Below are 13,709 nucleotides of genomic sequence, written 5' to 3'. Positions count from 1 at the left end.
ATTGACTGTGCCATTACTCATTATTGCGACCCTGCTCTGGGCTTTTTCGTTTAGTCTTATCGGTGAATATCTTGCCGGACAAGTCGACAGTTATTTTTCAGTACTGGTTCGTGTCGGGCTGGCCGCCCTGGTATTCCTGCCATTTCTGCGTTTCAAAGGCTATCGCCCAAAAGTACTCCTGCTGTACATGGTACTGGGTGCACTCCAGCTAGGAGTTATGTATCTGCTCAGTTTCCGCGCCTATCTCTATCTGACGGTACCTGAATTTTTACTGTTTACCGTAATGACACCGTTATATATCACGCTGACTTATGACCTGCTGAGGGGAACAAAACTTCGCTGGGGCTATGCGTTTAGTACTCTGCTGGCGGTCATCGGCGCGGCGATTATCCGCTACTCTCAGGTGAGCGAGAATTTCTGGACCGGGCTGCTATTAATACAGGGGGCGAATATCTGTTTCGCCGTCGGTATGGTGGGGTATAAACGGCTGATGGAGATTCATCCGATGCCACAGCATAGCGCATTCTCCTGGTTCTACCTTGGGGCGTTTATCACTGTCACTATTGCATGGTTTATGCTGGGTAACCCTGAGAAACTGCCAGCGACAACGCTGCAGTGGGGCATTCTCATCTGGCTGGGTGTTGGCGCTTCCGGGCTGGGATATTTCCTTTGGAACTACGGTGCCACTCAAGTGGATGCGGGTACCTTGGGGATTATGAATAATGCCCTGATCCCCGCCGGGCTGCTGGTCAACCTGGCAATCTGGCAGACGCAGCCCCACTGGCCGAGTTTTATTATTGGGGGCTCGGTGATAGTGGCCTCGCTGTGGGTAAATCAGCGTTGGGTCGTTCCGCGCTGCGAACAAAAGGCAGACGATCGCAAGCGTGCTGACGCGTTGAACGAATAAACGCCTCGGTCACCGGCTGGCGCTGTTCTCCATCACGGACTGCAGCGTACAGCCGGCTCCATAATCCATCCCCCAGTGGCTTGGTGACTAGCAGCCCCTGACGTTCAAAGCTTTCCACCACCCAGTGCGGCAGGGCAGCAATTCCCATATTGGCTGATATCATCTGAATCAGTAGCAAAGTATTATCGACACTTTTTAATGCCGGACTGATCCCTGCGGGTTGCAAGAAGTTACGCCATATATCAAGGCGCTGACGCTGAACGGGATAAATCAGTATCGTTTCATCGCTTAAATCTTCTGGTTCTATCCGTGCTTTACTAACCAGCGGGTGTTGAGGTGCCAGTACCAGGCGTACTTCAAAATCAAACATCGGCGAATAGTGCAGTTCACTGCGCGGTAAAATTTCAGATGTCAGAACAATATCCAGCTCACCTTGCTGCAACCCGGGTTGCGGATCAAAGGTCACCCCAGATTTAAAGTCCATCTCCACCTGAGGCCAGTCCTGGTGAAAGCTTTCCAGGGCCGGTGTAAGCCACTGAATACAACTATGACATTCAATAGCAATACGCAGTCTGCTTTGATGCGGCTCATTACAGGTCTGTAGGGCATGAGCGATTTGTGGCAGCACCTGGTGGGCAAGTTGCAGCAGAATTTCACCTTGTGGCGTGAAGCGCAATGGCTGGCTTTTCCGGACAAACAAGCGAAACCCAAGCCGCTGTTCCAAGTCACTGAACTGGTGAGAAAGGGCTGACTGGGTCTGATGCAAAGCGGCTGCAGCTGCGGCAAGAGAGCCGCTACTGCGCAAAGCTTGCAGTGTTCGCAGATGTTTTATTTCTATCATGAAAATCCTTCATTTCGCCATGAACAAATTGCGCTTGAGGAATATACAGTACCTGCGGATTATAGATGTGTAAACATCTGGACGGCTAAAATAATTCTGAGCAGAGAAAACGACAGGCTGTATTCACCGACTGATTACTAACTTGAGTAAGCTCAGGGGAAACAAGCGGCTATGCCCTTGCCCGAAGTAGAGATTCAGCCGGATACCTAATTTAAATGAGGCAATAGCATGACTATCCATAATCATACTCTCGGATTCCCACGCATCGGTCTTCGACGTGAACTGAAAAAAGCACAGGAAAGTTACTGGGCAGGTAACCTCTCTCGCGAAGAACTTTTGGCTACAGGCCGTGAACTTCGTGCTCGTCACTGGGAACAGCAAAAACAAGCGGGTGTGGAATTAGTCCCCGCAGGCGATTTTGCCTGGTATGACCATGTTCTGACTACCAGCCTGTTACTGGGCAATGTTCCCGCCCGTCATCAGAACCAGGACGGCAGCGTTGATATCGATACTCTGTTCCGTATTGGTCGTGGGCGTGCACCAACGGGTGAACCCGCTGCGGCGGCGGAAATGACTAAATGGTTTAACACTAACTATCACTATATGGTGCCGGAATTCAGCCTCGGACAGGAGTTTAAACTGACCTGGACTCAGTTACTGGACGAAGTAGACGAAGCACTGGCACTGGGCCATAACGTGAAGCCAGTGTTACTGGGCCCGGTGACTTATTTGTGGCTCGGCAAAGTGAAGGGTGAACAGTTTGACAGACTCAGCCTGCTGAAAGACATTCTGCCCGTGTATCAGCAAGTGTTAGCGGCACTGGCCGAACGCGGCATTGAGTGGGTACAGATTGATGAGCCTGTCCTGGTTCTGGAATTACCGCCAGAGTGGCTGGCAGCATATCAGCCAGCTTATGATGCCCTGGCGGGCCAGGTAAAATTACTACTGACTACCTACTTTGAAGGCGTGACGCCTAATCTCGATACTATCAAGGCTCTCCCGGTGCAGGGCTTGCACGTTGACTTCGTTCAGGGTAATGATGATATCAACCACATTCACCAGCAACTGCCTGCTGACTGGTTGCTCTCTGCCGGTGTTATCAATGGCCGTAATGTATGGCGAACTGACCTGAGTGCAAAATATCAGCAGCTGAAAGAGATTGTAGATAAGCGGCCGTTATGGGTAGCTTCCTCCTGTTCACTGCTACACAGCCCTATCGATCTCAGTGTGGAAACGCGTCTCGATAGCGAAGTGAAGAGCTGGTTTGCTTTTGCGCTGCAAAAATGTACTGAACTGACACTGCTGACCCGGGCATTGAACAGTAGTGAGACAGCAGAAATCACTGAGTGGAGCGCACCGATTCAGGCTCGACGTCACTCTACTCGGGTACATAACGCTGCGGTTGCACAGCGGCTGGCAGATATTACGGCCAAAGATAGCCAGCGTGAGAGTGCCTATATCCTTCGTGCCGCAGCCCAGCGCCAGCGCTTTAATCTGCCAGCATGGCCGACTACTACCATTGGCTCTTTCCCACAAACCACCGAAATTCGTGGTCTGCGTCTGGACTTTAAGAAAGGCAATCTAGACAGTAACCGCTACCGTACCGGTATCGCTGAACATATTAAGCAAGCTATTGCTGAACAGGAGCGCCTCGGCCTCGATGTCTTAGTCCACGGTGAAGCCGAGCGTAACGATATGGTGGAATATTTCGGTGAGCACTTGGATGGCTTTGTGTTTACTCAGAATGGCTGGGTACAGAGTTACGGTTCGCGCTGTGTTAAACCGCCGATTGTTATCGGTGATATCAGCCGCCCAGAGCCTATCACCGTTGAGTGGGCTAAATATGCTCAGTCCCTGACTGATAAGCCGGTCAAAGGCATGCTGACAGGCCCGGTGACCATCCTGTGCTGGTCTTTCCCGCGCGAAGATATCTCCCGTGAGACCATCGCAAAACAAATTGCCCTGGCGTTACGGGATGAGGTGGCGGATCTAGAGGCAGCAGGTATTGGTATTATTCAGATTGATGAGCCCGCCCTGCGTGAAGGATTACCGCTGCGTAAATCAGACTGGCAGGCCTATCTGGACTGGGGGGTAGAAGCCTTCCGGCTTAATGCAGCGGTGGTTCGCGATGATACCCAGATCCATACGCATATGTGTTATTGCGAGTTCAACGATATTATGGCGTCTATTGCCGCGTTGGATGCGGATGTGATTACCATTGAAACATCCCGTTCTGATATGGAACTGCTGGAATCATTTGAAGCATTTGAATATCCCAACGAAATAGGGCCGGGCGTGTATGACATTCACTCACCGAATGTACCTGATGTTGAGTGGATTGAAGCATTGTTGAAAAAAGCGGCTGACCGCGTCCCGACAGAACGGTTATGGGTTAACCCTGACTGCGGTCTGAAAACCCGCGGCTGGACAGAGACGCGTCAGGCTCTGGCAAATATGGTGCAAGCCGCGCAAAACCTGCGTAACGCACAGTAGAAATAATATCGGGCAGCCAGTTTGGCTGCCCGATATTGCCTGATAATCCTTAAAATTAACTTCTGTTGCTCGCTCCGAAGCGGGTAAACCATTCCAGCATTCGCTGCCAGCCATCTTGTGCCGACTCCGCGTGATAACTCGATCGGTAATCTGCATTAAACGCATGGCCCGCCTCAGGATAAACAATGATTTCTGCTGTGGTATTCGCTGCACGCAACGCCTGACGCATGGTCTCAATACTTTCCAGAGGAATACTCGCGTCCTGTTCGCCGTAGAGCCCGAGTACCGGTGCATTAAGCCGGGTGGCTATATCAACCGGCTGATGTGGAGAGTTGAGCGTCTTTCTGGCTATCAATTTCCCATACCAGGCGACAGCAGCTTTTAACTGTGGATTATGCGCAGCATAGAGCCAGGCAATCCGACCACCCCAGCAAAAACCGGTAACCATAAGGCGATGGGCATCCCCTCCATGGCGTGATGCCCAGCTTGCAACATGATCAAGATCGGCCAGTACCTCGGCATCAGGAACTTTAGCGACGACTTCATTCAGTAACGTTTCTATATCAGAATAACTTTGTGGGTCACCGTGGCGAAAATAGAGCTCTGGCGCGATAGCCAGATATCCCTGTTCGGCAAGACGGTGACAGAGGCTACGGATATGCTCGTTTACGCCAAATATTTCCTGAATGACTATCACAATCGGGAGTGCACCTGATGCTTTTTGGGGCCTGGCATAATAAGCCGGCATATCCTCACCCTGCGTCGGGATAGTTTTTTCACCCGATAAGATGACATCTCTTGTGGTATGTACCACAGTTGAAGACAGGGAAAGTGGATCTGCTGCTAATATTTCCTGTGTGGCTTTTGTTTGTGCCATGGTTTCTCCAAAGCTTGGATGCAGTTTGAAAACCCGAATCAGGATTAGTAGCAAATTTAACGAATGAAAAGCGCTATCGATGTTTAATTATTAAGCCGAATAGCTTTGAATTGTGATCAATATCACTATTTTTGACATGAATAATGTAATCCGTTTCATTCAAAGTGACGCCCGTCACGTAATTATCTGCAGGGGTTAGGTAAAGTACTACTTTGCTTCTCCTGAAGCTTACTCTACAGAGGAGTCTGTTATGTCTAAGTCTGATGTTTTCCATCTCGGTCTGATTAAAAGCGATCTCCAGGGCGCTACCGTTGCCATTGTTCCGGGAGACCCGGAGCGAGTGGAGAGAATTGCATCGCTGATGGATAATCCAGTCAAACTGGCCTCTCACCGTGAATTTACTACCTGGCGTGCTGAACTGGATGGCAAAGCGGTTATCGTTTGTTCAACCGGGATTGGCGGCCCTTCTACCTCTATTGCTGTTGAAGAGCTGGCACAATTAGGTATTCGTACCTTCTTACGTATAGGCACTACCGGTGCTATTCAGCCAAATATCAATGTCGGTGATGTACTGGTTACCACTGCATCTGTTCGTCTGGATGGTGCCAGCCTGCACTTTGCACCAATGGAATACCCGGCGGTTGCTGACTTCGCTTGTACCACCGCGCTGGTAGAAGCAGCGAAGGAAATGGGAGCCACGACTCATATTGGTGTTACCGCTTCTTCTGATACCTTCTACCCGGGCCAGGAGCGTTATGACACCTTCTCTGGCCGCGTTGTGAGCCGCTTTAAACACTCTATGGAAGAATGGCAGCAAATGGGCGTGATGAACTACGAAATGGAATCAGCAACGCTGCTGACCATGTGTGCAAGCCAGGGCTTACGTGCCGGTATGGTTGCCGGGGTTATTGTTAACCGCACCCAGCAAGAGATCCCTAATGCCGAAACGATGAAAAAAACTGAAAGCCATGCAGTAAAAATCGTGGTCGAAGCTGCTCGTCGCCTGCTGTAGAAAGCAGATATCAGAGGGAGAAACAGGGTTTTTTCCCTCTTGATACTTTAGATTTTTTGAAACATATAAGTGGTCGAGTGCTTTGCCTCGCCATTTGAATCCCACGCATAGTCCGGGATGATTCCTGCGACTTCAAATCCTAAAGAAGCATAAAGCGGTTCAGCCACATCGCCCGTTTTGGTATCGAGAGTGACAAGCGTTTTACCCAGCAAACGTGCCTGTTCCAGGGCATGACTCATCAGCGAGCGACCAATTCCCAGTCTGCGTGCTCCCGGATGTACGATCATTTTTGCTACTTCACAGCGATGAGGCTGATTAGGCGGCATATCCGTTATTAACTGAACGGTTCCCAGCAATTCATCACCACGCAGTGCTCCAAACAATAACCTGTTCCCGGCTATGACCTCGGGGCGAACGTTTTGCGACCAGAACAGACTTGCTTCGTTATAGGAAAGCGGTGACATAAAGCTTATCGATGCCCCCGCGGTTACACTATCAGCCAGAATCTGTGACAGCGCCTCCAGATGCTGTTCTAAAGCGCGGGCATCAAGTTCAAGAATACGTATTTCCATGGTGTGTTATACCTCAGGCCATTGCGATGATGTAGTGTGCGGGCAGCACGCCTGTTTCAAAGGACGATGCTCCGCGTAGTCGATAGCGCAGGCAGTCACCTGCATTCAGAGAATACGTAACGCCATCAACGGTGATGGTGAGTGCTCCTGAGAGGAGCGTTAAATGATGTTCATGGTTCGGTAGGGCTGGGTTGTCATAAGCAATATGCTGGCCAGGCTCGATGATGCATTCAATCATTTCAAGTTTTAGCTGCCCGCCAGGAGGGGAAAGTGCCCGTCGGGTGAAACCATGAGTGGTATCGGTCCAGATATTCTGATCTGTACGACGAATCAGAGGAGGAAAGTCAGGGTCAAGCGGTGCCAGTAGCTGTGAAAGCGGTAGCGCCAGCGCGGACGCCAGACGACCTAATGTTTCCGCCGTTGGACTGACATCCCCATTTTCAATGCGCGAAAGGGTCGCCCGGCTAACACCACTGTTATCAGCGAGATCCTGTAATCTCAGCCCACGATCCGTGCGTAACTTACGCAGATGGCAGGCAAGAGCCTGGTTTTGATTTATCATTTCATTTCTCATATATGGGATGATTTCTCTTTTTTGAGATAATATCCCATATATGAGAAATATCAATGAATTTTAACTTACAGTTGTGAGTCAGAGATAACAGGAGGTTGCATGGAGTTATGGGTGTTATCGGGAGTGGGTATTGCTCTGCTGGCGGCGTTAATGGGCTGGCTGGTTGCCAGTTTACGTGCCACGCAACGTCAGGCTTTACTGCAAGAAGAGCAACGCGAACTCTACGGTGAGCTGACGGCGGCGAGACAAGAGTTACAGCTAAATCAGCACTGGCGTGATGAGTGTGAGCAACTGAATCGTGAGCTGCGCACCCAGCTTGAAATTAACAGTGGCCAGGAAGCGGATATTCGTGAACTGACCACCTTGCTGGAACAGACGCGCCTGAATGCCGATGAAAAGCAGCGGCAGATGCTTAATAGTGAACAGCGCCTTGGCGAGCAATTTGAAAATCTGGCCAACCGTATTTTCGAGCACAGTGGGCGCAAAGTCGAAGAACAGAACCGGCAAAGCCTTAATGTTCTGCTATCACCCCTGCGTGAACAACTGGATGGTTTTCGTCGCCAGGTGCAGGAGAGTTTTGGCCAGGAAGCCCGTGAGCGTCATACGCTGACCCATGAAATCCGCAACCTTCAGCAGCTCAATGCGCAAATGGCACAAGAAGCACTGAACCTGACGAAAGCCTTGAAAGGGGATAATAAAACCCAGGGTAACTGGGGAGAAGTGATCCTCACGCGTGTGCTTGAGGCCTCCGGTTTACGCGAAGGGCATGAATATCAAACCCAAGTGAATATTCAGCTGGAAAACAGTAGCCGTATGCAGCCAGATGTCATTATTCGCCTGCCGCAGGGTAAGGATGTGGTCATTGACGCCAAAATGACCCTGGTGGCCTATGAGCGCTACTTTAATGCCGAGGATGATGTGATTCGAGAGCATGCGCTCAATGAACATATTGTCGCTATCCGTAACCATATTCGTCTGCTAAGCCGTAAAGACTATCAGCAACTGCCTGGCCTGCGTTCCCTGGATTATGTGCTGATGTTTATTCCGGTTGAACCGGCCTTTTTACTGGCTATAGACAGGCAACCCGAATTAATTAGCGAGGCGCTGAAAAGTAATATTATGCTGGTCAGTCCTACGACCTTGCTGGTGGCCCTGCGTACCATCGCTAATCTCTGGCGCTACGAGAACCAAAGCCGAAATGCCCAGCATATTGCGGAACGTGCCGGGCGCTTATATGACAAAGTCAGATTATTTGTTGATGAGATGTCAGCGCTAGGCCAGAGCCTGGATAAAGCCCAGGATAACTATCGACAGGCAATGAAAAAACTGGCTTCAGGCCGGGGAAATGTCCTGGTGCAGGCCGAGTCGCTGCGCAATCTGGGCGTCGAGGTAAAACGGGAAATAAACCCTGAGTTGATGGAGCAAGCTCAATCAGATGCTCTGGAAAATGCCTTGTTAAGCCAGCCTGAAAACGAAGATGTGGTAAAGTAATCCCAGTAAGTATTTCTTCCCTACGGGTAACAGAGCATTCAACGGCAGCCAGTTATGTTGCTGCTGAAAAATAGGGCATTAGCGTCGATTCTGTTACACTTTACCGACATTTTTTGATTAAACAGGCACTGAGATGGTTGATAAATCCAGAGATACAACGCATTTTGGTTATAGCACGGTAGAGAAAGATCAAAAGGCCGATATGGTTGCCGGTGTATTCCACTCGGTTGCGGCAAAATATGATGTGATGAATGACGTCATGTCATTGGGTATTCATCGGTTATGGAAACGCTTCACTATTAACTGTAGCGGCGTGCGTCGTGGACAGCGGGTACTTGATTTAGCAGGTGGAACCGGCGATTTAACAGCCAAGTTCTCACGTCTGGTCGGTGACTCGGGTGAAGTGGTACTGGCGGATATCAATGACTCCATGTTGAAAATGGGGCGTGAAAAGCTGCGTAATATCGGCATCATCGGTAACGTCAGTTATGTCCAGGCGAATGCGGAAGCACTGCCGTTCCCGGATAACAGCTTTGACTGTATTACCATTGCTTTTGGTTTACGTAACGTCACCGATAAAGATAAAGCGCTGCGTTCCATGTACCGTGTGCTTAAGCCCGGTGGACGTCTGCTGGTACTGGAATTTTCTAAACCCGTACTGGAGCCGCTGAATAAAGTCTACGATGCCTACTCCTTCCATATCCTGCCACGCATGGGGCAAATGATTGCCGGTGATGCAGAAAGCTATCGCTATCTGGCGGAGTCTATTCGTATGCATCCGGACCAGGAAACGCTGAAAGCGATGATGGAAGATGCCGGGTTTGAAAACACTAACTATTACAATCTGACGGGGGGTATTGTTGCACTCCATCGTGGTTATAAATTCTAACCCGGGAAGTCACCATGCCATTTATATCGCTTATTAGCGCCAGTCTTGAAGGGGCGCTTAACACTGTTCTCTGGCAGGATAGCGCCCTGAAGTCTGCTCGTCAGCGGTTATACGGAAAAGTATTACGCATTGAGATAAAAGAGTTCTCCACGCCCCTGGTGCTCGTTTTTAGCGAACAGCAAATTGATGTTTTAAGCCAGTGGGAAGGCGAGGCAGATTGTTGCGTTACCACACGTCTCGGCGTGATACCCGAACTACGCGACCGTCAGCAACTGATGGCATTGATCCGTAAAGGTGAACTGGAAGTCCAGGGGGATTTACAGCTGGTACAAAATCTGGTGTCGCTAACGGCTCTGGCGGAGTTTTCTCCTGCTGACTTGCTGGCACCTTACGTCGGCGATCTGGTGGCTGAAAGCCTGAATAAGGCGGTGCGGAACGGGACTCAATTGCTAAAAAATGCTTTTGGCAGAAACCAGCGTTACCTCTCTGAGGCGGTAGTCGAGGAGTGGCGGCTGGCGCCAGGTTCGCTGGAGGCGGCTTGGTTTACTGAGGAAACGACAGCATTAGCCCGTGCGACAGCAGCACTTGATGCAAGACTGGATAAACTGGAGGGCAAATGACGCCAGGAGAATTTCGTCGACTGTATTTTATCATCCGTATCTTCCTGAATTATGGTCTTGAAGAGCTGATCCCTAAAATTCGCCTGACATTACCATTACGTCTGTGGTTACGCTGCCTGTTCTGGATCCCGAATCGTCATCGTGAAAAACCCCTGGGTGAACGTTTACGTCTGGCTTTACAGGAACTGGGACCGGTCTGGATAAAATTTGGCCAGATGCTTTCTACCCGTCGTGATTTATTCCCCCCCATGATTGCCGATCAGCTGGCTATGCTGCAGGACAGAGTCGCGCCATTTGACGGCGCGCTTGCGAAAAAGCAGATAGAGCACTCAATGGGTGATATTCCTGTTGAAACCTGGTTTGATGATTTTGATATTGAGCCCTTAGCTTCTGCTTCGATTGCCCAGGTACACACCGCGCGCCTTAAGAAAAATGGTAAAGAGGTGGTAATCAAGGTTATCCGTCCGGATATTCTCCCGGTGATTAAAGCGGATATGAAACTGATTTATCGCCTGGCACGCTGGGTACCGCGTTTGCTGCCTGATGGCCGTCGCCTACGTCCCGTGGAAGTGGTTCGCGAATATGAAAAAACGCTGATAGATGAACTGAATTTACTGCGTGAAGCAGCGAATGCCATTCAGTTGCGTCGTAATTTCGAGAACAGCCCGCTGTTATATATTCCTGAAGTCTATTCTGACTATTGTAGTGAGAATATGATGGTGCTGGAGCGAATCTACGGTATTCCGGTATCTGATACTGTCGCTCTGGAAGCGCAGGGGACCAATATGAAGCTACTGGCAGAACGTGGCGTTCAGGTCTTCTTTACTCAGGTATTCCGGGATAGCTTTTTCCATGCCGATATGCACCCGGGCAATATCTTCGTCAGCTACGATCATCCTGAAGATCCACAATATATCGGTATCGACTGCGGAATTGTCGGTTCACTGAATCGGGAAGATAAACGCTACCTGGCAGAAAACTTCATTGCCTTTTTTAATCGCGACTACCGTAAAGTCGCTGAACTGCACGTTGACTCTGGCTGGGTGCCACCGGATACCAATGTCGAAGAGTTTGAATTTGCTATTCGTACCGTCTGTGAACCTATTTTTGAAAAGCCGCTGGCAGAAATTTCGTTCGGCCATGTGTTATTAAACTTGTTTAATACTGCCCGTCGTTTCAATATGGAGGTTCAGCCTCAGTTAGTGCTGCTGCAAAAGACTTTGTTATATGTTGAAGGTGTCGGCAGACAGCTGTATCCACAGCTCGATTTGTGGAAAACAGCGAAACCTTTCCTGGAAAATTGGATCAAAGATCAGGTGGGTATTCCTTCTCTGATACGTGCTTTTAAAGAAAAAGCACCGTTCTGGGTAGAAAAAATGCCTGAATTACCAGAGCTGGTTTATAACAGCTTGAGTCAGAGCAAACATTTAAAACACAGTATTGATAAAATTCAGCAGGATCTACAGCGTCACCATGTCCGGGAAGGGCAGTCACGTTACCTCTTAGGAATGGGCGCAACATTGATTCTCAGTGGAACATTATTGCTTATTAATAAACCTGAATGGAATATGATGCCGGTATGGTTAGTGGTCGCCGGGGTCGGTATGTGGTTGCTGGGCTGGAAGCGAACTGTCTGAATTTTAAGCATGCTGATGCAGTATTACCGTATAGTAGCTGCATCAGCTCTCTCTCCTAATATATCAATTTGAGGCAACACTATGGGTGGTATCGGTATTTGGCAGCTAGTTATCATTGCCGTTATTGTAGTTCTGTTGTTTGGTACCAAGAGACTGGGATCTATTGGTTCTGACTTAGGGGCATCGATCAAGGGCTTCAAAAAAGCAATGAGCGAAGACGATGCGAAAGATAAAGATGACGCAAAAGATAAATCTGCAGTTGATGCCGATTTTGCTGCGAAATCCATCTCTGAAAAACCAGGCGACGTAAAAAAAGACGACGCTAAGAACAGTAAAGAACAGGTATAAGCTGTGTTCGATATTAGTTTTGGTGAACTCTTAGTTGTCTTTGTGCTGGGCCTGATTGTTCTGGGGCCACAAAGACTTCCTATCGCTGTGAAAACAGTGGTTGGCTGGATCCGTGCCTTGCGCTCTCTGGCGAGTAGCGTGCAAAGCGAGCTTGCCCATGAACTGAAACTTCAGGAGCTACAAGACAGCCTGAAAAAGGTTGAGAAGGCCAGCATGGATAGCCTGACGCCGGAATTAAAAGCATCAATGGATGAGTTGCGTGAGGCGGCCGAGTCGATGAAGCGTGGTTATTCACCGCGCGATCCTGAACAGGAAAGCGATGAAGCGCATACCATTCATGATCCCGCAAAGACACAGAAGAAGCCTGAAGATATCACGTCTGAGGTAACTGACAGCCAGGGTGCTTCGCAGCCTGTTGCTCATGAACCCGCAGAGCCTTCTGCCGGTGATGCTCCGTCGATACTGAAGAAAGCAGCGGTGGAAACCTCTGTGTCTGAGACAGCGAAAAGCCCTGAACCAACGCAACCACCGAGTGAAAAACCCTAACCATGGCCGTCGAAGATACTCAGCCGCTTATCAGCCATCTGATAGAGCTACGCAAACGCCTGTTAAACAGTATTATTGCCGTTCTGGTTATTTTTTTGGCGCTGGTCTATTTTGCCAATGATATCTACCAGTTAGTGGCAGCACCGCTGATTGAACAAATGCCTCTGGGTTCAACGATGATAGCCACCGATGTGGCATCACCGTTCTTTACGCCAATAAAGCTTACTATCTATGTGTCAGTCTTTCTGGCAGCGCCGGTTATTCTGTATCAGGTCTGGGCTTTTGTGGCACCTGCCTTATACCGGCACGAACGTAAGCTATTAATGCCATTGCTTTTCTCAAGCACAATGCTGTTCTATATCGGCATTGCGTTTGCCTATTTTGTCGTTTTCCCACTGGCTTTTGGCTTTTTAACCAAGACAGCTCCTATTGGTGTGGTGGTGTCCACTGATATTGCCAAATACCTCGATTTCGTTATGACGTTATTTATGGCGTTTGGCGTAGCATTTGAGGTGCCAATAGCGATTATTTTATTATGCTGGATGGGTGTGACAACCCCGGAGTCACTGAGACGAAAACGTCCCTATATGCTGGTTGGCGCATTTGTTGTCGGGATGCTGCTCACACCACCGGATGTGTTCTCTCAAACACTATTGGCTATCCCTATGTACTGCCTGTTTGAGGTGGGCATACTGTTCTCGCGTTTTTATGTCGGCAAAGGGCGTATTAAAACCGAGGAAGAGACAGCAGAAAGTCACGAAGAAGACGCAAAATAACCCTGTTAAAGGACGGCAACGGGGTCAGGTTTACTATCCAGCCCCGTTGCGGTTAATCCGCTTTATTCGTATTGAAAGAGACAGTCTATCGTTCAATACGTTGTCAACAGACCGAAACCGCCCACC

Annotated in this window: 14 protein-coding genes; 10 read left to right on the top strand and 4 right to left on the bottom strand. The window is 49.4% G+C overall.

Annotated elements, in window-relative coordinates; all coding sequences use genetic code 11:
• Positions 1–7: 7 nt before the first annotated feature.
• Positions 8–907, top strand: a complete 900-nt coding sequence (locus tag M2387_RS25100; protein WP_259053507.1) for a carboxylate/amino acid/amine transporter — start codon at positions 8–10, stop codon at positions 905–907.
• Here M2387_RS25100 and metR read toward each other — a convergent pair.
• Positions 795–1,748, bottom strand: coding sequence for an HTH-type transcriptional regulator MetR (gene metR, locus M2387_RS25095; RefSeq protein ID WP_259053505.1), 954 nt, complete (start codon positions 1,746–1,748; stop codon positions 795–797). The genes M2387_RS25100 and metR overlap by 113 nt on opposite strands.
• Positions 1,749–1,976: 228 nt before the next feature.
• On the opposite strand from metR, the gene metE reads away from it, so the two are divergent.
• Entirely contained in the window at positions 1,977–4,241 is a 2,265-nt protein-coding gene (gene metE, locus M2387_RS25090; protein ID WP_259053502.1) for a 5-methyltetrahydropteroyltriglutamate--homocysteine S-methyltransferase, read from the top strand.
• Between the two features lie 55 nt (positions 4,242–4,296).
• Here metE and M2387_RS25085 read toward each other — a convergent pair whose 3' ends face one another.
• Positions 4,297–5,118, bottom strand: a complete 822-nt coding sequence (locus M2387_RS25085) for a dienelactone hydrolase family protein (RefSeq protein WP_259053499.1) — start codon at positions 5,116–5,118, stop codon at positions 4,297–4,299.
• 250 nt (positions 5,119–5,368) lie between these two features.
• Between M2387_RS25085 and udp the strand changes: the two genes are divergently transcribed.
• Complete coding sequence (udp, locus tag M2387_RS25080; protein ID WP_259053497.1) at positions 5,369–6,130, top strand: uridine phosphorylase; 762 nt, start codon at positions 5,369–5,371, stop codon at positions 6,128–6,130.
• A gap of 47 nt (positions 6,131–6,177) precedes the next feature.
• On the opposite strand, the gene M2387_RS25075 is transcribed toward udp, so the two are convergent.
• Positions 6,178–6,702, bottom strand: coding sequence for a GNAT family N-acetyltransferase (locus M2387_RS25075; RefSeq protein WP_259053495.1), 525 nt, complete (start codon positions 6,700–6,702; stop codon positions 6,178–6,180).
• 13 nt (positions 6,703–6,715) lie between these two features.
• Complete coding sequence (locus tag M2387_RS25070) at positions 6,716–7,264, bottom strand: helix-turn-helix domain-containing protein (protein ID WP_259053493.1); 549 nt, start codon at positions 7,262–7,264, stop codon at positions 6,716–6,718.
• A 111-nt stretch (positions 7,265–7,375) separates the two neighbouring features.
• Here M2387_RS25070 and rmuC point away from each other — a divergent pair, with 111 nt between their 5' ends.
• The 7 genes from rmuC to tatC all read left to right on the top strand — a co-directional run bounded on the left by rmuC (position 7,376) and on the right by tatC (position 13,583).
• Positions 7,376–8,767, top strand: coding sequence for a DNA recombination protein RmuC (gene rmuC / locus M2387_RS25065; RefSeq protein ID WP_259053491.1), 1,392 nt, complete (start codon positions 7,376–7,378; stop codon positions 8,765–8,767).
• Positions 8,768–8,900: 133 nt separating this feature from the next.
• The gene (ubiE, locus tag M2387_RS25060; protein ID WP_259053489.1) at positions 8,901–9,656 is read left to right on the top strand and encodes a bifunctional demethylmenaquinone methyltransferase/2-methoxy-6-polyprenyl-1,4-benzoquinol methylase UbiE; all 756 of its coding nucleotides are present in this window, start codon (positions 8,901–8,903) and stop codon (positions 9,654–9,656) included.
• A gap of 14 nt (positions 9,657–9,670) precedes the next feature.
• Positions 9,671–10,276 (top strand): ubiquinone biosynthesis protein UbiJ, encoded by a 606-nt coding sequence (gene ubiJ / locus M2387_RS25055; protein WP_259053487.1) that lies wholly within the window; start codon positions 9,671–9,673, stop codon positions 10,274–10,276.
• The gene (ubiB, locus tag M2387_RS25050) at positions 10,273–11,913 is read left to right on the top strand and encodes a ubiquinone biosynthesis regulatory protein kinase UbiB (RefSeq protein WP_259053485.1); all 1,641 of its coding nucleotides are present in this window, start codon (positions 10,273–10,275) and stop codon (positions 11,911–11,913) included. Before ubiJ ends, ubiB begins: the two co-directional genes overlap by 4 nt.
• An 81-nt stretch (positions 11,914–11,994) precedes the next feature.
• A complete protein-coding gene (locus tag M2387_RS25045) occupies positions 11,995–12,261 on the top strand; it encodes a Sec-independent protein translocase subunit TatA (protein WP_259053484.1) in 267 nt (88 codons plus the stop codon).
• Between the two features lie 3 nt (positions 12,262–12,264).
• On the top strand, positions 12,265–12,807 hold the full coding sequence (gene tatB, locus M2387_RS25040; protein WP_259053482.1) for a Sec-independent protein translocase protein TatB: 543 nt from the start codon (positions 12,265–12,267) through the stop codon (positions 12,805–12,807).
• Positions 12,808–12,809: 2 nt separating this feature from the next.
• Positions 12,810–13,583 (top strand): Sec-independent protein translocase subunit TatC, encoded by a 774-nt coding sequence (gene tatC / locus M2387_RS25035; protein ID WP_259053480.1) that lies wholly within the window; start codon positions 12,810–12,812, stop codon positions 13,581–13,583.
• Positions 13,584–13,709 lie beyond the last annotated feature (126 nt).

Origin of the sequence: Klebsiella sp. BIGb0407, assembly GCF_024807845.1 — a bacterium.
GTDB lineage: Bacteria > Pseudomonadota > Gammaproteobacteria > Enterobacterales > Enterobacteriaceae > JGM124.
This window is presented reverse-complemented; position numbering and strand designations above follow the sequence as displayed.